Genomic DNA, 19,187 nt, shown 5'->3' on the forward strand with positions numbered 1-19,187 from the left:
CCATGTGGGCCTAGGTCACATGTTGGGGGTCGATGACCGTCCGCCAGAGTTCGGTATCGTTTCTGTCCATCAGCCGCACGGTCATCTGCTCGGTCTGCCCGTCGATTTCGACCAGTCCGAAGAACTGAAGGCCAGCAGACGGTGGCAGATTGGAGTCCGCACCGCCAGGCGCGGCCTTGATGAACCGCACGTCTGGGCCGAAGGTCATGTCGAGCTCCTGCGCTCCGTAGGTCCCGGAATGCAACGGCCCGGAGACGAATTCCCAGAACGGCAAGAACTCCCGGAATTTCGCCTTGGCCGGATTGTAATAATGCGCCGCAGTGTAGTGGACGTCAGCCGTCAGCCAGACGATGTTCGAAATCGCCGCGTCGCGGATGAAGCGCAGCAGATCAGCAAATTCTAACTCTCGCCCGAGCGGCGCTCCATTGTCGCCGTTAGAGAAGGACTCGCTGCCTTCCCGCTTTCCATAATCATCCCAGATGACGAGTCCGACCGGCATATCGCAGGCAATCACCTTCCATGTTGCCGTCGAGCGCACCAGTTCGCGCTTCAGCCATGCGACCTGCCCTTCGCCAAGGATGCGGGACTTCGCTGTCAGGACCTGATCCAGGCCATGGTCGTTCGGCCCCCGATAGGATCGCAGATCGACGAAGAAGATATCGAGCAGCGGACCATATGAGACTTTCCGGTAGATGCGCCCTGGGTCGGCGGCAACGTAGCGGATTGGCGTCATCTCATGGAAGGCGCGGCTTGCCCGAGTTGCCAGCGTCAAAACGGACTTTTCCTTGTAGCGATCATTACCGCGAAGGTCGGTCGAAGGCGACCAGTTGTTTAAAACCTCGTGGTCGTCCCATTGATAGAAGACCGGACAGACTGCATTCAGTTCCTTCACATGTTCGTCGAGCAGATTGTATTTCCACTGTCCGCGAAACTGATCGAGCGTTTGCGCGATGTCGCGCTTCTCCTCGGTCACGATCCTGTTCTTCCAGAGTCCGCCGTCACGCAACCGGATCTCGTCCGGCACTGGATTGTCGGCATAGATCGTATCGCCGGAATGGATCATGAAATCGGGGCGGTGATAGGCGATGGTCTGATAGGTACGCATACCCTCGTCGTCGATCCCCCATCCCTGCCCCGCCGTATCGCCTGACCATGCGAAGCGGATCGTCCGCCTGTTGGAAGGCGCGGTGCGGAACTGGCCGTGAATTCGTTCGGAGACGCTGTTGACGTCCTGCAGGTCGGCGGCCACAAACCTGTAGAAGATGTCATGGTCCGGCGGCAGATCCCGCAGCAGCAGCTTACCCGCAAGATCGGTCTCCGGTGTGACGTCGATCGGGGCCAACCTGACGGCATTCGCGAATTTGTCGCTCGTCGAATATTCGACGAAGAGCCGCGATGGCCGGTCGACACGCGTCCATATCATGCCCGACGTTGCGTCTACATCACCGGATTGAACGCCTGACGTGAAGATGGGGCGGCTCGAAGATCCTCGCGCGTAATATGGCATCACGAGGCTGGCTGCCGCAAAGCCGCCGACTGCGCCGATCGAGGAAAGGAAGCGGCGGCGCGTCGTGTCCGTCAGTTTCATGCCATGGCTCATTCGGCTTGCTTCGAGAGCGGGATCGAATCTCTCGCAACAAGCCTAGAGCGGCCGTCATGTCAGTCTCTTGAAGATGACATGACGGTTTTCCGAAACTTCGGCGACAATTTTGTTAAGGACCGCCTTACGCGTCGCTGCCCGAAAGCTCTTCGAATGTTGCAAGGCCCTTCTTGACGAGCATTGCCTCGGGGCTCGGCAACTTGCCGCGGAATCCCTTATAGGCGTCTTCCGGATCGATCGAGCCGCCGCTGGAATAGATGTTGTCCTTGAGCTTTTGCGCCATCTCACTGTTGAAGGCGTCGCCGGTTTCCTCGAAAGCGGCGAAAGCATCTGCATCGAGCACTTCCGACCACATATAGGAATAGTAGCCTGCCGAATAACCGCCGGAGAAGATGTGCTGGAAGTGCGGCGAGGCATGGCGCATCACGAGCGACTTCGGCATCCCGAGTTCGGCGAGCACCTGATTTTGCACCGCCATCGGGTCTTCCACAGCGCCGCGCGTGTGAAACTCCATATCGACAATCGCCGAGGAGGTGAACTCGACCGTGTTGAACCCGGCATTGAAGGTGCGGGCCGCAAGCACCTTGTCGAGCAGTTCCTGCGGCATAGGTCCGCCGGTTTCGAAATGCACGGCATATTGCTTGAGAATTGCGGGAACTGTCAGCCAGTGCTCGTAAAGCTGAGATGGCAGTTCCACGAAGTCGCGCGAAACGGCGGTGCCCGACACAGTGGGATAGGTCACGTTCGAAAGCATGCCATGCAGCGCATGGCCGAATTCGTGGAAGAGTGTGCGCGCATCGTCCAGCGAAAGCAGTGCCGGCCTGCCCTCGGCCGGTTTTGCGAAGTTGCACACGTTGTAGATGATCGGCAGTTCGCCCTGATGCCCATTCTTCATTGGGAGTTTATGCTGGGATTGGAACGCGCTCATCCAGGCGCCGGAGCGCTTGGAACTGCGGGCAAAATAATCCCCCAGGAAAAGCGCAACCAGCTTGTCTTCGCTATCGCGAATTTCAAAGACGCGCACATCCGGGTGATAGGCGGCAATCCCCTTCTTCTCGACGGCACGAATGCCGAAGAGTCGGCCGGCGACATCAAAGCAGGCATCGATGATTTTTTCGAGCTGCAGATAGGGCTTCAGTTCGGCTTCGGAAAAATTGAACCTCTGCGCCCTGATCTTTTCGGCATAGTAGCGCCAATCCCAGGGCATGACCTCATGGTTCTTGCCATCCTCGGCGATCAGCCTTGCGATATCCGCCTCTTCATCAAGCGCCCGTTTGACGGCTCTTGCCCAGACGGCGCGCAGCAGATGGTTTACCGCAGCTGGCGTCTTTGCCATCGTGTTGTCGAGTTTCAGTTCCGCAAAATTGCCATATCCGAGAAGCTTCGCGACTTCTCCGCGAAGGGTCAGCGTCTCGCGGATGATGCCGCGATTATCCGTCTCGCCCCCGTTCTCGCCGCGTGCGACCCATGCCTTGAAGGCCTGCTCGCGCAGATCGCGCCGTTCGGAAAAGGTCAGGAACGGTTCGATGATCGAGCGCGACAGAGTGACCGCAAACTTTCCCTCTTCGCCGCGCTCGCGCGCTGCCGCCGCCATGGCGTCCTTCAGGAAATCCGGAAGGCCTGCGAGCTCGGGTCCTTCGCAGAGGATCAGCGACCAGTTCTTTTCGTCGGCCAGCACGTTCTGTCCGAACTGCGTGCTCAAGCCTGCAAGCTTTTCGTTGATTGCCGCAAGCTTCTCCTGCTCGGCCTTCGCCAGCTTGGCGCCGGATTTTACAAAGCTCTTCCAGTGACGCTCCAGCACACGTGTCTGCTCAAGTGTCAGTCCGAGACTTTCCCTATCCTCCCAGAGCGTATCGATACGTGCAAAAAGCGCAGCGTTCATTCCGATCTTGGAATAGTGGCGCGACATTTTTGGCGATATATCGCGCTCCAGTGCCTGGATTGTATCGTTCGTGTGGGCCCCCGCCCGGTTCCAGAACAGCGCCGAAACACGCGAAAGCTCGTCGCCTGCAATCTCCAGGGCGACGATCGTATTCTCGAATGTGGGCTCTTCCACGTTTCCGGCGATCGCGTCGATCTCCACTTCATGAGATGCGAGAGCGGCATCGAAGGCAGCGGCGAAATCACCGTCGTTCAGCGCCTCGAAGCGAGGCAGGCCATGAAGCCCGTTCCAGTTGACAAGCGCCGGATTGAACTCTTGTGTGGAAGGCATGCTGACGTCCTTTATGCAGAGGCTGGAAACGGCAATATAGGCAAGGCATCACCGCATTGGTATGCCGCTTGCGAGATTCGCTTTTGCTTGCCCTCGCAAGTTTTGACGGGCAAGAATTGATACATAAAAATTAACCAATCGTTAACGATTGACGCGACTCGCGCGCTGACGCTAGTTTCGAGCCACTCTTTCCGTAAGGGGACATGCGCCATGGAAATTTTTTCTGTGCGGTCTTCTCAGAGTTTGCTTTTTAAAAACAGCCAGAACAACGCAAAAAGTTCGAAGACCGAAGATATTGGAATCGACGCCGGAGCGGCAGCTTCAGCGATATTCAAGGTCGAAGACAATCGTGTCGAAGGGCCGGATTTCGCTGCCATGAGCCCGAGCGAGCTGCGTAGCCATGCGCGCCAAAGCTACGACAACGGCGGGATCGACCAGGACACGTTTGCGGCGATTTCCGAGCCGTTGCCGATGCATGCCATCGATGTGCAGGGCAATGTCATCGATCTGACCGGGATCACCGACGGCACGCTATTCAATTTCCGCGACTATTATGAAAACCAGCTGCAGATCGCCATGTCGATCGGCGATTCCGATAGCGTAAAGACGCTGAAATCGATCGTGAATTTCCTGAACGCGTAGGCGCCGTCAGGCCTTGCGCCATCCAAGCAGGCCGGGCGTTGCGTGCCAGAGTGCTTGGGCTGCAAATCCCATGAAGAGCACGCCGGAGCAGCGGACGATCAGCCGCTCATGCGCGCGGTAGAAACGCCGCACGGCGCCTGCGCCTATAATGGCGACAAGAATGAGATCGGCAGTCACGAAGCCTAGGAAGGATACGCTGAGAAGCAGCGGCAAAGCCTCGAAATCGAGCGCACCGGCCGAACCGGCAACCAGTGCCGTGAAGGTCGCCAGCGCCACCGGGTAGCCTTTCGGATTGGTCACGCCGAAAATCAGCCCGCGGCGAAAGGGCCGCTTCACCGTCACCAGGGCCTGCCCGTCGCCTTTCGGCTTGGCCGTTACCGCGCTCCAGCCGATCCAAGCGAGATAGAAACCGCAGAGCAATCCGAGCAGATCGAAGACGAAGGTGCCTATCGTTCTCGCGCCGACAATCGCAACCAGCGCCAGCGCCGACCAGAGAATATCACCGACAAGATGCCCCATCATGAAGAAGGCGCCAGCCTTTCGCCCCTGCCCGGCGCCGATGCCGAGAAGCTGAAGGAACGCAGGGCCTGGAATGAGCACATAAAAGAGAGCCGCCAGAAAGGCGCCGACGAGCAGGGATTGCGTCATGGCAAAAGCTCCGAAGGATCAAAGCCGCAGACTATGCTAACCCGGCAATCCGTCAAGCGTCGCAACACCCCAAAGAAGAGGCCCGCACGGCTTGGCCGTGCGGGCCGCGTATTGTGACACGCTTAGCTCTTGAGGTTGCGCTTGGCGAGTGTGCGCAGGCGCAGTGCGTTCAGCTTGATGAAGCCCGCCGCATCCTTCTGGTCGTAGGCACCCTGGTCGTCCTCGAAGGTGACCAGCTTGTCGGAATAAAGCGACTTCGGGCTCTCGCGACCGATAACCATGACATTGCCCTTGTAGAGCTTCAGCGTCACTTCGCCTTCGACATGCTCCTGGCTCTTGTCGATCAGCGCCTGCAGCATTTCCCGCTCCGGCGAGAACCAGAAGCCATAATAGATCAGCTCTGCGTAACGCGGCATCATCTCATCCTTGAGATGTGCTGCACCGCGGTCGAGCGTGATCGATTCGATCGCGCGATGCGCCGAAAGCAGGATCGTGCCGCCGGGCGTCTCATAGACGCCGCGCGACTTCATGCCGACGAAACGGTTTTCGACGAGGTCCAGACGGCCGATGCCGTTGTCACGGCCATAGCTGTTGAGCGTGGCGAGCAGTGTCGCCGGGCTCATGCGAACGCCGTTGATCGAAACTGCGTCGCCCTTCTCGAAACCGACCTTGATGACGGTTGCCTTGTCGGGCGCGGTTTCCGGAGAGATCGTGCGCATATGCACGTATTCCGGGGCTTCCTGCGCCGGATCCTCAAGAACCTTGCCCTCGGAGGACGAGTGCAGCAGGTTGGCGTCGACGGAGAACGGCGCTTCACCCTTCTTGTCCTTGGCAACCGGGATCTGGTGCTGTTCGGCAAATGCCAGCAGCTCGGTGCGGCTCTTGAACGCCCAGTCGCGCCACGGCGCGATGATCTTGATATCCGGGTTCAGCGCGTAGGCGGAAAGCTCGAAGCGGACCTGGTCGTTGCCCTTGCCGGTCGCGCCATGGGCGATCGCGTCGGCGCCGGTCTTGCGGGCGATATCGATCAGGTGCTTGGAAATCAGCGGTCGGGCGATCGACGTGCCAAGCAGATAGACGCCCTCATAGACAGCATTGGCGCGGAACATCGGGAAGACGAAGTCCTTTACGAACTCTTCGCGCACGTCCTCGACGTAGATTTCCTTGATGCCGAGCATCTCGGCCTTCTTGCGCGCCGGTTCGAGCTCTTCACCCTGCCCAAGGTCGGCCGTGAAAGTCACGACTTCGGCGCCGAGCTCGGTCTGCAGCCACTTCAGGATGATTGAGGTATCGAGACCGCCGGAATAGGCGAGCACGACTTTTTTCACGTCTTTCTTAGATGCCATGATGATGAGGTCCGTTGCATAATGGGCGGCAAAGCCCGGTGTCGCGGGCACTTTTAGCGAGATTGTCGCGTGACGCAAGGGCAAGGATTTTTGGGGCAGAGCACGCTTGACGTTTGACAGCCCGAAACGCGCACCCATATCTGGCTGCGTCCGAATAATGATTGAGGAGGCCGGTCCCGTGACGAATATTCAGGAGATTCTCAAGAAGCCCAATGTTGCGGTGATCACCGGCGGCGCATCCGGCATCGGCCTTGCGGCGGCAAAGCGCTTTGCCAAGGCAGGTATGAGCGTCGTCATCGCCGACCTCGATGGCGACCGGCTGGCGACGGCTCGTGGCGAACTCGAAGCCATTGCCGGCCAGGAGCGTGTGATGGCAGTCGAGACGGACGTTTCCGACAAGTCTTCGCTGGAGGCGTTCGAACAAGCTGTCGTTCAGCGCTTCGGCCGCGTCCATGTGCTGATGAACAACGCCGGCATCGGTCCGGAAACCTCGATCTTCAGCGCTCAGGCAAACTGGGACAGCATCCTCGGCGTCAATCTCCTCGGCGTCATCAATGGCACGCGGGTCTTCGGAGCAAAGATGCTGGCACATGGTGAGCCCGGGCTCATCATCAACACCGGCTCCAAGCAGGGCATCACGACTCCTCCGGGCAATCCTGCCTACAATGTGTCGAAAGCAGGCGTGAAGGTTTTCACCGAAGCCCTCGAGCACGAACTGCGCAATACCGAAGGCTCGAAGATATCTGCCCACCTTCTGATCCCGGGCTTTGTCTTCACCGGCCTTACAAAGGGTGACCGCACCGAAAAGCCCGCGGCCGCCTGGACACCGGAACAGACCGTCGATTTCATGATCGAAAGCCTGGAGCGCGGCGATTTCTATATCCTCTGCCCGGACAACGACGTCGCCCGCCCCCTTGACGAGCGCCGCATGGCCTGGGCGATCGGCGACATCATCGAAAACCGCCCGCCGCTTTCGCGCTGGCACAAGGATTATGCCGACCGGTTCAAGGCCTTCCTTGAAGAAAAGCGATAGGCGGATCATCAGGATTGATTGGTAATTTTCTGAAACTTGGATAAGAAAGACTAACTCTTATCAGCTTTCAGAGAGTGCCATGGATTTCCTGCCGAGCATTGCGACCCTTCTCGCCTTTTCCGCGGCCAGCCTGCTTCTTGCGGCCACGCCCGGACCGGACATGACGCTCTCGATCAGCCGCGCTCTATCTCAGGGCAAGAAGCCGGCACTCTACGTCGTCTTGGGCACCAGCCTCGGCATCGTGGTTCATACGATGCTGGTTGCTTTCGGCATCTCGGCGCTGATCACCGCCTCGCCGACCGCCTTCCTGGTTCTCAAAACCGGAGGTGCTGCCTATCTTCTTTGGCTGGCTCTTCAAGCGATCCGTTTCGGTTCGAAGCTTTCCGTCGAGCAGGTCAGCGAAGCCAAGGGCACGCCGCTTTCCAATATTTCCGTCGGCTTTTGGGTCAATCTTCTGAACCCGAAAGTCATCATCTTCTTCATGACCTTCCTGCCGCAATTCGTAAGCGCGGGCGATCCGGCGGTCACGCACAAGCTGCTCTTCCTCGGCTTTTTCTTCATCCTCATCGGCATGCCGGTGAACGCCCTTGTGGTTCTCGCTTCCGACTGGCTTGCGGGCTGGCTGCAGAAGAACAGGAAGATCCTGCGCGGAATGGACTACACTTTCGCGGGGGTCTTCTCGATCTTCGCCGTAAAGATATTTCTCACGCAGGCACGCTGATCGCGCCCGCTCAGCCGATCAGCAGTGCATCATCGTCGAGCGTCTGTCCGCGCATCTTGCGGAACATCGCGATCAGGTCTTCGACTTGCAGATCCTTGCGACTGTCGCCGCTGACGTCCAGCACGATTTCGCCGCCATGCAGCATGACCGTGCGGTGTCCGTAGTCCAGCGCTTGGCGCATGGAATGGGTCACCATCAGCGTGGTCAGCTTGCGATCTGAGACGATCTTGTCCGTGAGGCTCATGACAAATTCCGCCATGCCTGGATCAAGTGCGGCCGTATGTTCGTCGAGCAGCAAGACCTCCGAGCCTGCCAGCGTCGCCATGACCAGGGAAACCGCCTGCCGCTGGCCGCCGGAAAGCAGATCCATGCGATCAGCCATACGATTTTCGAGACCGAGGTTCAGTTCGCTGATCCGGTCGCGGAAAAGATCGCGGCGTTTGGAGCCGAGGGCCGCCACCAATCCGCGCCGCTCGCCGCGCCGAGCGGCAAGAGCAAGATTCTCCTCAATCGACAGGGAGCCGCAGCTTCCCGTCAGCGGATCCTGAAAGACGCGTGCGACGAGCCCCGCCCGCGCAGCCGTCTGCTTGCGCGTCACGTCGATATCGCCGATCAGCACCTTCCCCTCGCTTGCCAGAACGTCGCCGGCGAGAACGCCGAGCAGCGTCGATTTGCCCGCACCGTTGGAGCCGATGACGGTCACGAAGGAGCCCTGCTCGATGGCCAGGCTGACGCCGTTTAGCGCCCGCTTCTCCAGCGGCGTGCCCTTCCCGAAAACGACCTTGATATCCTTAATGCTGATCATGATGGGGCTCCTCCGCGGCGAAGTCGGGGAAGAATGAGCGCGATGGTCACGAGAACCGCCGTCACGAAATTGAGGTCCGAGGCCTGGAGACCGATCATGTCGGTGGAAAGCGCCAGTTGAATGGCTATGCGGTAAATGATCGAGCCGAAGACACAGCCGATGAGCGCAATCAACAACCCGCGGCGGCCCAGCAGCGTTTCACCGATGATCACGGCGGCAAGGCCGACCACGATGGTACCGACGCCGGACGTCACATCGGCAAAACCGTTCGTCTGCGCAAAGAGCGCGCCGCCGAGCGCGACGAGAGCATTCGACATCGCCATGCCAAGGTAGATCTGTCTGCTGGTGTCGACGCCCTGCGCCCGCGCCATCCGCGCATTTGCACCCGTTGCCCGCATCGCAAGCCCGGCATCGCTTTCGAGGAAGCGCCAGACCACGATCAACGCGATGACGACGAGAACGCCGACAAAGAGCGGCCGGACGTAGAAGTCGCGAAGGCCATGACCGAAGAACGGACTGATCATCGTATCGGCATTGATCAACGCGACATTGGGTTTGCCCATGACGCGCAGATTGACCGAGAAGAGCGCAATCATGGTGAGGATCGAGGCAAGCAGGTTGAGAATCCGAAAGCGCACATTGAGGAGCGCCGTCACGACGCCGGCTGCAGCACCGGCGATCATCGCAACCAGCGCTGCCAGCCAAGGATTGACGCCGGCAATGATCAGAACCGCTGTCACCGCCGCGCCGAGGGGAAAGGAGCCATCCACCGTCAGATCGGGGAAATCGAGGACGCGGAAGGCGAGATAAACGCCAAGAGCAACGAAGGCGTAGACAAGCCCAAGCTCCACGGCACCCCAAAATGCGATCTCACTCAAGGCGGTCGACCCTCTTTTCTTCGTTTTGCCCGTCCATCGTAAGGGCATGAATATCATCAGCCGCTCCCGTTTAGAAACAGGAGCGGCCGAGCGCAATATCGATAATGGCGAAAGCTGGTGGTTATTCGATGACGCGATTGGCGCGTTTGAGAACGCTTTCCGGTAGCTTAACGCCCATCTTCTGAGCCGCGGCGCTGTTGATGATGAGATCGCTGCCGGCGGCAACCTTAACCGGAATATCACCCGGATTTTCGCCCTTCAGGACACGAACCACGACATCGCCGGTCTGCTTGCCAACGTCGTAATAGTTGAAACCGAGCGCTGCGATCGAGCCGCGTGAGACGGAATCCGTATCCGCCGTAAAGAGCGGCAGCTTGCTTTCTTCGGCAACGGCTACGGCACCCTCCAACGCCGAGATGATCGTGTTGTCGGTCGGGACGTAGATCGCATCGGCACGGCCGACCAGCGCGCGCGCAGCACCCTGGACTTCCGCAGACTTCGTCGCTGCGGACTCAACAACGCCCATACCGGCCTTCTCCGCCTCAGCCTTCAGGGCCGCAAGCAACGACACGGAATTGGCTTCCCCGGAATTGTAAAGGTAACCGATCGTCTTGGCGGCAGGCAGGATCTCCTTGATCAGCGCAACATGTTCGGCAACCGGCGACATATCGGAAAGGCCGGTGACGTTGCCGCCGGGCTTGTCCATATCCTTGACGAGCTGGGCGCCGAGCGGATCGGAAACGGCAGTGAAGACCACTGGAATGTCGCGGGTCGCGGAAACCACAGCCTGCGCCGACGGCGTGGAGATCGGCACGATGACGTTCGGATCCTCGCCTGCGAACTGGCGGGCGATCTGCGCTGCGGTGGCAGGATTTCCCTGTGCGGATTCAAAGAGGAACGTGAGATTCTCACCTTCCTTATAGCCTGCCGCGGCAAGTGTATCCTGGACGCCCTTGCGCACGGCATCGAGCGCCGGGTGCTCGACGATGGCCGTCACAGCGACCGTGACGCCGTCAGCCTTGGCAGGCAAGGTAAGGGCAAGAACCGCCGCGACGGCGAGCGAGATCAAACGCATGAGAGTCCTCCATCGGTAATGAGGGGCTTCTAGGAAAACCCCGCGCCGCAATCAATCGCAAAGAACTGCTGCAAGGATCAAACTTGCTGATCAGTCGTCCACGCCGTGATTGGCGATCATCATCGCCTCGAATGCCAGGCGTTCGGTCTTGCGCATGCGCTCGGATTCCGATTTCAGCTGGCCGCAAGCGGCGAGAATGTCGCGGCCGCGCGGCGTACGGATTGGCGAGGCGTAACCTGCCGAATTGATGAAATCGGCAAACTTCTCGATCTGCGCCCAGTCAGAGCACTGGTAGTTCGTGCCCGGCCAGGGATTGAACGGGATCAGGTTGATCTTGGCAGGCACGCCTTTCAGGAGCTGGATCAGCCCCTTGGCATCTTCCAAACTGTCGTTGACGTCCTTCAGCATCACATATTCGAAGGTGATGCGGCGTGCATTCGAAAGCCCTGGATAGGCCCGGCAGGCCTCGATCAGCTCCTTCAGCGGATACTTCTTGTTGATCGGTACGAGAATGTCGCGCAGGTCGTCGCGCACGGCATGCAGCGAGATCGCCAGCATGACGCCGATCTCGTCTCCAGTGCGGAAAATCTCGGGCACGACGCCGGAGGTGGAAAGCGTGACGCGGCGCTTCGACAGCGAAAGCCCGTCGCCATCCGTGGCGATCAGCAGTGCCTGCTTGACCGCATCGAAATTGTAGAGCGGCTCGCCCATTCCCATCATGACGATGTTGCTGACCTTGCGGCCTTCCGACGGTACCATGGCGCCGACCGGAATATCGCGGTCCGGGAAATCGCCAAGCCGGTCGCGGGCCAGCAGGAGCTGCGAGAGGATTTCTTCCGCTGTCAGGTTACGCACCAGCCGCTGCGTACCGGTATGGCAGAAGGAACAGGTCAGGGAACAGCCGACCTGGCTGGAGATGCAGAGCGTGCCACGACCTTCTTCCGGGATATAGACGGTTTCAACTTCGACGGGACGGCCGGCGCCGCGCGGCGGAAAGCGCAGCAGCCACTTGCGGGTGCCGTCATTGGAAACCTGCTCTTCGACAATCTCCGGGCGCGCAATGGTGAAATGCTGCTTCAGCATCTCTCGCATGTCCTTGGCGATATTCACCATCTGGTCGAAATCGGAGGTGCCGCGCACATAAATCCAGTTCCAGAGCTGGCTGACGCGCATCTTCACCTGTTTGTCGGCAACGCCCCTCTCGCGAAGAGCATTACCCATTTCCTCGCGGCTCAAGCCTATCAGCGAGGGCTTCGGCGAAAGCTCTGTGCGCGGCTGCCCGGCAGGCTTGGTGATGGTCACGGCATCCATGACGGACATGGTCTCTTATCCCGAAATCAAACTGCGCTCATCCCGGTAAGCCGGAAGACTTGGCGGGCGGCATCGGCAGTTGGCAGAAAATTGAATGACGGAGCAGCAGCATATGCCGCGATCTTTCCGCAGTTGCGCGCGGCTTTATCATCATTTTCGCCGCGCGTCACTATAGATGGAAACGCCAAAGGCCGGCGCAAGGCCGGCCCTTGAACTTCGAGACAGAGCAAGGTGGCTTACTTGCAGGCTTCGATCTGCTTCAGCGAAGCGGAGATACCGGAGAGCGAGTAGCTGTAGGATGTGGCAGTGCCTCGGCGAGACGTCGCATTGACCGTCATCGACTTGCCGCCCTTCATGGCTGCCACAAGCGCAGGTTCCTGCGCCGCGTTCTCGACCCAGCCGGCTTTATCCTTGGTGAACATGACGAAGGTCTTGTTGTCGATGACGACTTCGATCTTCGAACCGTCCTTGACCGTGTAGCCCATCATCGCTTGCGGCTCATAGGAGATGTTCTGGCCAGGACGCTGCGAGACGATGAAGAAGTTGTCGCCGTGGTCAATGCCAGCCGGCTTCTTTTCGGTCGGCACGGACAGCACATAGCAAACATTGCCGGTGCCCTGCTTATAGGAATAGGCGCCCCAGGCCTGGAATTGCTGGATGCGTGTCGGCGCAGCAGCAGTCTGCTGTGCTCCTGCAGCTCCGGCCGTGATGAGAACGAGTGCGAGAGCGGATACGATACTTTTTACAAACATGGATTTCCTGCCGGTTCTTGCGATTCAGCGCCCTGTCGGAGCGAGCGGCGTCTTCGTCACGATCTGCTTTATTTTGACTTAATTCAGGTTACCAAAGCGTCAACGGAGCCTGCGAATTGTCTCCACGTGTGTCATTCCGGCCTGAGCCTGAGTGTTAACCTATGACGCGATTGCGCTCCGCGACGATATTCTGCCCTGATGGCGTGATGCCATCCCTTCGAGGAGATTTAAGACATAAAGATTCAGGCAAGAGTTTGACCTTCCAAAATTCCGTTGCAGGGTCATTAAGACACTGGAAATCCGTCAAAGAATTGCCTGCGCAAACGTGCTGGAAGCCGAAACGGCCTAGATCGTTTTCATGCCTTCCGGCTGATCGGCAAGCGCGCGATCCGCCGCCTCGTAGTGCTTCGCTTTCATATGGCTGCTGACCATTGCGAAAGCCGCGGAGAGTACCGCAATATCGTCCGAGAAGCCGATCAGCATAAAGAGGTCCGGGACCATGTCGAAAGGCAGGATGAAATAGGCGAGAGCCGCAAGCAGAATGCCGCGCACGCGCGTCGGCGTTTCCGGATCGAGCGCGCAATAGAAGCCTGCGACAAGATCCCGTGAAAACGGAATCTGCCGCACTGCCCGCTTGAAGGTCGGCCAGAACTTTTTCCGCACAGCCTTCTCCCGCCGGCTCTGGGTATCTTCGTCCCCGGGCAGCAGGATTTCACCGAATTTGACCTCGTCCATTCCCGTTTTCCCTTTGGTGCATGCGAAGATATGGTGATGGCTTTAACAGATTCAATCAATCTGCCCGGCGGCCTTGTCCATCGCCTTGGCAAGCTTGAAGTCGAGTTCGGTCAATCCACCTGCATCATGCGTGTTCAGCTTCACCTCGACCCTGGAATAGACATTGAACCATTCCGGATGGTGGTTGAGCTTTTCTGCCGCAAGCGCCGCCTTCGTCATGAAGCCGAAGGCTTCGACGAAGCTTGCGAATTTGAAGGTTTTCGAGATCGATGCCCAACCATCATCCAAAGACCAACCCGCCAATCCGGCAAGCTGGCTGTCGACCGCGCTCCGTTCCAGTTTCTCCTGTTTCATGTCATCGTGCTCCATCTCTTCAATCAGGTCTCTTCATGAAACGCGTCAGCATTCTCTTTGTTTGCATGGGCAATATCTGCCGCTCTCCGCTCGCCGAAGGCGTTTTCGCTCATACTGCAAGGGAGAGCGGTCTTGCCGATCGGTTCAAGATTGACTCAGCAGGTACCGGCGGCTGGCATCAAGGCAAACAGCCCGATAGACGCTCGATCGCAATCGCACGCGCCCACGGCATTGACATTACAGGGCAACGTGCCCGCCGTGTCCGCCTTGAGGATTTCGAAGAGTTCGATCTTGTCCTCGCAATGGACCGCGCCAATATTGCCGAGCTTCGCGCGATGGCGCCGGGCGCAGGCAACATAATGCTTTTCGGCGATACCGCGCTTCAGACTGGCGAAGATATTCCGGACCCCTACTTTGGTGGCCCGGAAGGCTTCGAAATTGATCTATACGAGGCTTTTGACCGGCTGCATCGCATTGGTGGACAAGTTCGGCGCCGACCAAGCCTCGCTCAGCGGGAACACTTCTTCCGTCAGATAGGGCCCGCCGCCGACCGATTCGCGCGAAGAAAGCAGCACGAAGCGTGGAACGGTGAAGGATGACGTCTGGAAGTTGCCTCGGCTGGAAAGGTAGTGGACGACGTCATCGACGCGCGAGGACTTCATCCGCGCCAGCGTCACATGCGGGGTAAATTTTCGGGGATCCGGCGGCAGGCCGATCCGCTGGCAGATGCGCTCGATTTCAGCCTGTAGCGCATACATTTCCGGCGAGGGCGAAACGCCTGCCCAGACGGAATGCGGTTTCTTCGAGCCGAAAGAGCCGATGCCGTCAAGGCGGATCTGAAATTCGGGCCGATCGATCCGGTCCAGGCGCTCAACGATCTCGTCAGCAGTGCGTCCATCGACATCGCCGATGAAGCGCAGCGTGATGTGGTAGTTCTCCACATCGATCCATCTTGCACCGGGAAGACCACCGCGCAGCAATGAAAGGCTCATCGCCGCATTGCGCGGAATTTCGAGGGCGGTAAACAGTCTCGGCATGACGAGCACTCCCCGAATCTTTTGCAGGTGCTCACACGGAATCACGCATTCGACACCCGCGCAAGCCCCTATTTCTTCACAGTAGAAATCGTCCCGATGAATTCCGTGACAGCCGGTTCCATCTTCTGAACCATGACATCAATGCCCTTCGCGTTCGGATGCATTCCATCGTCCAGCTTCAGACTGGTGTCCATCACGACCCCGTCAAGGAAAAAAGGGTAAAGCGGAACCTGATGTTTTTCCGCGAGTTTTTGGTAGATTGGATTGAAACGCGCAGCATAGTCCCCACCCATGTTCGGCGGCGCCATCATGCCCACGAGCAGCACGGCGATGCCGCGATCCTTTAGCCGGGCAATCATCGCGTCCAAGTTCTTTTCGCTCTCTTCCGGGGCAATACCGCGCAACGCGTCGTTGGCGCCAAGCTCCAAGATGACGCCGTTGGTGCCATCGGGGACCGACCAATCGATTCGCGCCAGCCCACCGGTCGTCGTGTCCCCGGAAACGCCGGCATTGGCGATCGAAACATCGACGCCTTGGGCCTTCAAGGCCGCTTGCAGCTTCTCCGGAAAGCCGTCGCCGGGCGGCAATTGGTAGCCTGCCATCAGGCTGTCGCCGAAGCCGACAAGGTTGATCGTCGCAGCATTGGCACTCGTCCCGAAAATCAACGAAGCGGCAATGACAGCGATGTGAAGCGCGGCAACTTTAAATCTCATGCTGCTTTCCCTAGATTGGCAAGGTCTTTGCAATTCATATAGGGCGATTTTCTGTTGGCAAAAACCATCATCGAGCTCAAGCAGGCAGATTTGACGCTGGGCAACGCGGCAGCCTCCGTTCATGTCTTGAAGGGCATCGACCTTTCGGTCGCCGCCGGCGAGTCGGTCGGCATCGTCGGTCCGTCCGGCTCGGGAAAGTCCACGCTGCTGATGGTCCTCGCCGGCCTTGAGAGGCTCGATACCGGCGAGATCAATATAAACGACACGCCGTTGCACGCCCTCAGCGAAGATCAGGTCGCCGATTTCCGTGGCCGCAATATCGGCATCGTCTTCCAGTCGTTCCATCTGATCGCCAATATGACGGCACTTGAAAACGTCGCAGTCCCGCTTGAACTCGCAAACGTGCCGAACCCCTTCGACATCGCCCGTCGTGAGTTGAAATCGGTCGGGCTCGGCGAGCGGCTGAGCCACTACCCGGGCCAGCTTTCGGGCGGCGAACAGCAGCGCGTCGCCATCGCGCGCGCTCTTGCGCCTTCGCCAGCCCTTCTCATCGCCGACGAACCGACCGGTAATCTCGACACCGATACCGGCCGCCAGATCGCCGATCTGCTCTTTTCCAAGCAGGCCGAACGCGGCATGACACTGCTGCTCGTCACGCATGACGTCTCGCTTGCCAATCGCTGCTCGCGGCAGATCAAAGTCCGTTCCGGCAAGATCGAAGGCGATAGCGCGGCGCGCCATTCCGAAGCGGCCATCGCATGAAGCTTGTCGCCCCGCGCACCGCGCTTGCCTTCCGCCTTGCCCTTCGCGAACTCCGCGGCGGTTTCCGGGGCTTTTACATCTTCCTTGCCTGTATCGCACTCGGCACCGGCGCGATCGCCGCCGTCAATTCCATCTCGCAGTCGATCACCGACTCGATCGCCTCCCAGGGCCAGGAACTGCTCGCCGGTGACGTCCGCTTCGAGCTGAACAACCGTGAAGCAACCCAGCCGGAGATGAATTTCCTGCGGGGCCTCGGCCAGGTTTCCATCTCAACCGGTCTTCGTTCCATGGCACGAAAGCCAGACGGGTCGGATCAAGCGCTCGTCGAGGTCAAGTCGGTGGATGATACCTATCCGCTCTATGGCAAATTCACGGCCGAACCGGATTACCCCCTTTCGGCTCTGCTTTCCGATCAGAACGGAACCTATGGCGCCGTTGCGGCACCTCTCCTGCTGGAGCGGCTCGGTCTTGCAGTCGGCGACGAGATACTGCTCGGCAATGCCACCCTCAGCATCACAGGTCAGGTGAAGACCGAGCCGGACGCGCTTTCAGAAGGTTTCGGATTTGCGCCACGGCTGGTGGTCAGCCGCCAGGCCCTGGTTGCTTCCGGACTCATCCAGACCGGCAGCCTTGTCGAGCATGTCTACAAGATTAAGCTCGATGCCCCCTCCGAGCGCGGGAGCGTGCGCGACCGCGCCACCAGGGAGTTCCCATCGGCGGGCTGGTCGATCCGAACCAGCGACCGCGCGGCCCCGTCTCTCACCGAAAATATTACCCGCTTCTCGCAATTCCTGACGCTCGTCGGCCTGACCGCACTCATCGTCGGCGGTGTCGGCGTCGCCAACGCCGTGCGGGCCTTTCTGGATGCGAAGCGCACGACGATCGCGACGTTCAAATGCCTGGGGGCACCTGCTGGCGTCGTCGTCCTCGTTTATCTCTTCCAGATTGCGATCATCGCATTCGCCGGCATCCTGTTCGGCCTCGTCATCGGCGCCTTGTCGCCGATGCTTGCCGCGCAATTCCTGGCACAATTCCTGCCGGTTTCCACCGAACCGACGCTCTATCCGGACGCGCTGCTGCTCGCCGCACTCTTCGGCATCCTGACGACGCTCGCCTTCGCTATCATGCCGCTCGGCCATGCCCGGGAAGTGCCTGCAACTGCGCTCTTCCGCGAACAGGGTTTCGAGGCACGCCGCCTGCCCTCGTTGCCTTACATTTTGCTGGCCGCGCTCTTCATGGCTGGGCTTGCCGGTCTTGCGATCGTTACGGCCTACGACCGATACATCGCCGTCATCTTCGTCGGCGCGATTGTCTTTGCCTTCGTCATCTTGCGCGCCGTTGCAGCACTGATCGCCTGGCTCGCCAAGCGCAGCCCGCGTGTCAATTCACCAGCGCTCAGGCTTGCCATCGGCAACATCCATCGCCCCGGCGCGCTGACGCCGTCCGTCGTCCTCTCGCTCGGCCTCGGCCTCGCGCTATTGGTCACCTTGACGCTCATCGACGGCAACCTGCGCCGGCAATTGACCGGCCGCATGGCAAACGGCGCACCGAATTTCTTCTTCGTCGACATTCAGAGCGCCGAGGTCGAAAACTTCCGAAGCCTGATCAGCCGGCAGGCGCCGGAAGGCAAGCTCGTGGAAGTGCCGATGCTGCGGGGCCGCATTCTGGCGCTGAACGGCAAGGACGTAACCAAGATCCAGGTGCCGCCCGGCGGCCAATGGGTGCTGCGCGGCGACCGCGGCATCACCTATTCCCAGACGATACCGGAAAACGCCTCGCTGACAGAGGGAAGCTGGTGGCCGCAGGACTACAGCGGCGAACCGCTTGTCTCCTTCTCCTCGGAAGAAGCCAGGGAACTCGGCCTCAAAATCGGCGATACCGTCACCGTAAATGTGCTCGGCCGTAACCTGACGGCCAGGATCGCAAACCTGCGGAAAGTCGAGTGGGAATCGCTATCGATCAATTTCGTCATGGTCTTCTCGCCGAATACCTTCCGCGGCGCTCCGCATGCTTGGCTGGCAACGCTTACCGATCCCTCGGCGACACCGGCGATAGAAGCGGCTATCCTGAAATCCGTGACCAATACGTACCCGACGATCACCAGCGTGCGCGTCAAGGACGCAATCGATATTGTCAACACGCTGGTCGCGCAGCTCGCAACCGCGATCCGCGCCGCGGCCTCCGTTGCGCTTATCTCCTCCGTTCTGGTGCTTGCCGGCGCGCTTGCCGCCGGCAACCGGGCCCGAACACACGACGCCGTCGTCCTGAAGACGCTTGGCGCGACGCGGGCAATGCTCATCCGCGCCTTCAGCTACGAATATCTGATCCTGGGGGTTGCAACAGCGGTCTTTGCATTGATCGCCGGCGGCGCTGCGGCCTGGTTCATCGTCAGCCGCATCATGCGGATGCCTTCGACCTTCCTGCCGGATGTCGCCGGCCTCACGCTGGTCACCGCGCTGGTCCTGACAGTCGGCATCGGGCTCGTCGGCACCTGGCGCATTCTTGGCCAGAAGGCAGCACCCGTTTTGCGCGAACTATGAATCTGCGGCTGATAAAATCCCTT

The 19,187-nt window shown here is 59.5% G+C and carries 18 protein-coding genes and 1 pseudogene; 6 read left to right on the top strand and 13 right to left on the bottom strand.

Annotated elements, in window-relative coordinates:
* Window positions 1–10: 10 nt before the first annotated feature.
* Together ISN39_RS17960 and ISN39_RS17965 are read right to left on the bottom strand one after the other, a co-directional pair.
* On the bottom strand, window positions 11–1,588 hold the full coding sequence (locus ISN39_RS17960; protein ID WP_194728389.1) for an alkaline phosphatase D family protein: 1,578 nt from the start codon (window positions 1,586–1,588) through the stop codon (window positions 11–13).
* A 136-nt stretch (window positions 1,589–1,724) separates the two neighbouring features.
* The gene (locus ISN39_RS17965; RefSeq protein WP_194728390.1) at window positions 1,725–3,812 is read right to left on the bottom strand and encodes a M3 family metallopeptidase; all 2,088 of its coding nucleotides are present in this window, start codon (window positions 3,810–3,812) and stop codon (window positions 1,725–1,727) included.
* A gap of 210 nt (window positions 3,813–4,022) precedes the next feature.
* On the opposite strand from ISN39_RS17965, the gene ISN39_RS17970 reads away from it, so the two are divergent.
* Window positions 4,023–4,454 (top strand): hypothetical protein, encoded by a 432-nt coding sequence (locus tag ISN39_RS17970; protein ID WP_074069937.1) that lies wholly within the window; start codon window positions 4,023–4,025, stop codon window positions 4,452–4,454.
* A 6-nt stretch (window positions 4,455–4,460) separates the two neighbouring features.
* Here the strand turns inward: ISN39_RS17970 and ISN39_RS17975 are convergent, their stop codons facing one another.
* On the bottom strand, window positions 4,461–5,102 hold the full coding sequence (locus ISN39_RS17975) for a LysE family translocator (protein WP_194728391.1): 642 nt from the start codon (window positions 5,100–5,102) through the stop codon (window positions 4,461–4,463).
* A gap of 122 nt (window positions 5,103–5,224) precedes the next feature.
* Window positions 5,225–6,448, bottom strand: coding sequence for an argininosuccinate synthase (locus ISN39_RS17980; RefSeq protein WP_074070460.1), 1,224 nt, complete (start codon window positions 6,446–6,448; stop codon window positions 5,225–5,227).
* Window positions 6,449–6,626: 178 nt separating this feature from the next.
* Between ISN39_RS17980 and ISN39_RS17985 the strand changes: the two genes are divergently transcribed.
* Window positions 6,627–7,481 (top strand): SDR family NAD(P)-dependent oxidoreductase, encoded by an 855-nt coding sequence (locus tag ISN39_RS17985; RefSeq protein ID WP_074070461.1) that lies wholly within the window; start codon window positions 6,627–6,629, stop codon window positions 7,479–7,481.
* A gap of 79 nt (window positions 7,482–7,560) precedes the next feature.
* A complete protein-coding gene (locus ISN39_RS17990) occupies window positions 7,561–8,202 on the top strand; it encodes a LysE family translocator (RefSeq protein WP_074069939.1) in 642 nt (213 codons plus the stop codon).
* A 10-nt stretch (window positions 8,203–8,212) separates the two neighbouring features.
* On the opposite strand, the gene ISN39_RS17995 is transcribed toward ISN39_RS17990, so the two are convergent.
* The 7 genes from ISN39_RS17995 to ISN39_RS18025 form a co-directional block, all read right to left on the bottom strand.
* On the bottom strand, window positions 8,213–9,007 hold the full coding sequence (locus ISN39_RS17995) for an ABC transporter ATP-binding protein (RefSeq protein ID WP_194728392.1): 795 nt from the start codon (window positions 9,005–9,007) through the stop codon (window positions 8,213–8,215).
* On the bottom strand, window positions 9,004–9,885 hold the full coding sequence (locus ISN39_RS18000) for an ABC transporter permease (protein WP_074070462.1): 882 nt from the start codon (window positions 9,883–9,885) through the stop codon (window positions 9,004–9,006). Before ISN39_RS18000 ends, ISN39_RS17995 begins: the two co-directional genes overlap by 4 nt.
* A gap of 121 nt (window positions 9,886–10,006) precedes the next feature.
* Entirely contained in the window at window positions 10,007–10,960 is a 954-nt protein-coding gene (locus ISN39_RS18005; protein WP_194728393.1) for an ABC transporter substrate-binding protein, read from the bottom strand.
* Window positions 10,961–11,050: 90 nt separating this feature from the next.
* Window positions 11,051–12,280 (bottom strand): 23S rRNA (adenine(2503)-C(2))-methyltransferase RlmN, encoded by a 1,230-nt coding sequence (gene rlmN, locus ISN39_RS18010; protein ID WP_194728394.1) that lies wholly within the window; start codon window positions 12,278–12,280, stop codon window positions 11,051–11,053.
* Window positions 12,281–12,507: 227 nt separating this feature from the next.
* Window positions 12,508–13,023: an invasion associated locus B family protein gene (locus ISN39_RS18015; protein ID WP_074069943.1), complete on the bottom strand. Its 516-nt coding sequence runs from the start codon at window positions 13,021–13,023 to the stop codon at window positions 12,508–12,510.
* A gap of 345 nt (window positions 13,024–13,368) precedes the next feature.
* Window positions 13,369–13,758 (bottom strand): YkvA family protein, encoded by a 390-nt coding sequence (locus ISN39_RS18020; RefSeq protein WP_194728395.1) that lies wholly within the window; start codon window positions 13,756–13,758, stop codon window positions 13,369–13,371.
* A gap of 51 nt (window positions 13,759–13,809) precedes the next feature.
* The gene (locus ISN39_RS18025) at window positions 13,810–14,112 is read right to left on the bottom strand and encodes a 4a-hydroxytetrahydrobiopterin dehydratase (RefSeq protein ID WP_194728396.1); all 303 of its coding nucleotides are present in this window, start codon (window positions 14,110–14,112) and stop codon (window positions 13,810–13,812) included.
* A gap of 35 nt (window positions 14,113–14,147) precedes the next feature.
* Between ISN39_RS18025 and ISN39_RS18030 the strand changes: the two are divergent.
* Window positions 14,148–14,649: pseudogene (locus ISN39_RS18030) on the top strand (low molecular weight protein-tyrosine-phosphatase).
* Here ISN39_RS18030 and thpR read toward each other — a convergent pair.
* Both thpR and ISN39_RS18040 read right to left on the bottom strand, forming a co-directional pair.
* Window positions 14,556–15,149: an RNA 2',3'-cyclic phosphodiesterase gene (gene thpR / locus ISN39_RS18035; protein ID WP_074070463.1), complete on the bottom strand. Its 594-nt coding sequence runs from the start codon at window positions 15,147–15,149 to the stop codon at window positions 14,556–14,558. The pseudogene ISN39_RS18030 and the gene thpR overlap by 94 nt on opposite strands.
* Before the next feature lie 68 nt (window positions 15,150–15,217).
* Window positions 15,218–15,862: an arylesterase gene (locus ISN39_RS18040; RefSeq protein WP_194728397.1), complete on the bottom strand. Its 645-nt coding sequence runs from the start codon at window positions 15,860–15,862 to the stop codon at window positions 15,218–15,220.
* A gap of 54 nt (window positions 15,863–15,916) precedes the next feature.
* Here ISN39_RS18040 and ISN39_RS18045 point away from each other — a divergent pair, with 54 nt between their 5' ends.
* On the top strand, window positions 15,917–16,624 hold the full coding sequence (locus ISN39_RS18045) for an ABC transporter ATP-binding protein (RefSeq protein WP_194728398.1): 708 nt from the start codon (window positions 15,917–15,919) through the stop codon (window positions 16,622–16,624).
* A complete protein-coding gene (locus ISN39_RS18050) occupies window positions 16,621–19,164 on the top strand; it encodes an ABC transporter permease (RefSeq protein WP_194728399.1) in 2,544 nt (847 codons plus the stop codon). Before ISN39_RS18045 ends, ISN39_RS18050 begins: the two co-directional genes overlap by 4 nt.
* Window positions 19,165–19,187: the final 23 nt, after the last annotated feature.

The sequence above is a fragment of the Rhizobium sp. 007 genome, from assembly GCF_015353075.1.
Classification (GTDB): domain Bacteria; phylum Pseudomonadota; class Alphaproteobacteria; order Rhizobiales; family Rhizobiaceae; genus Rhizobium.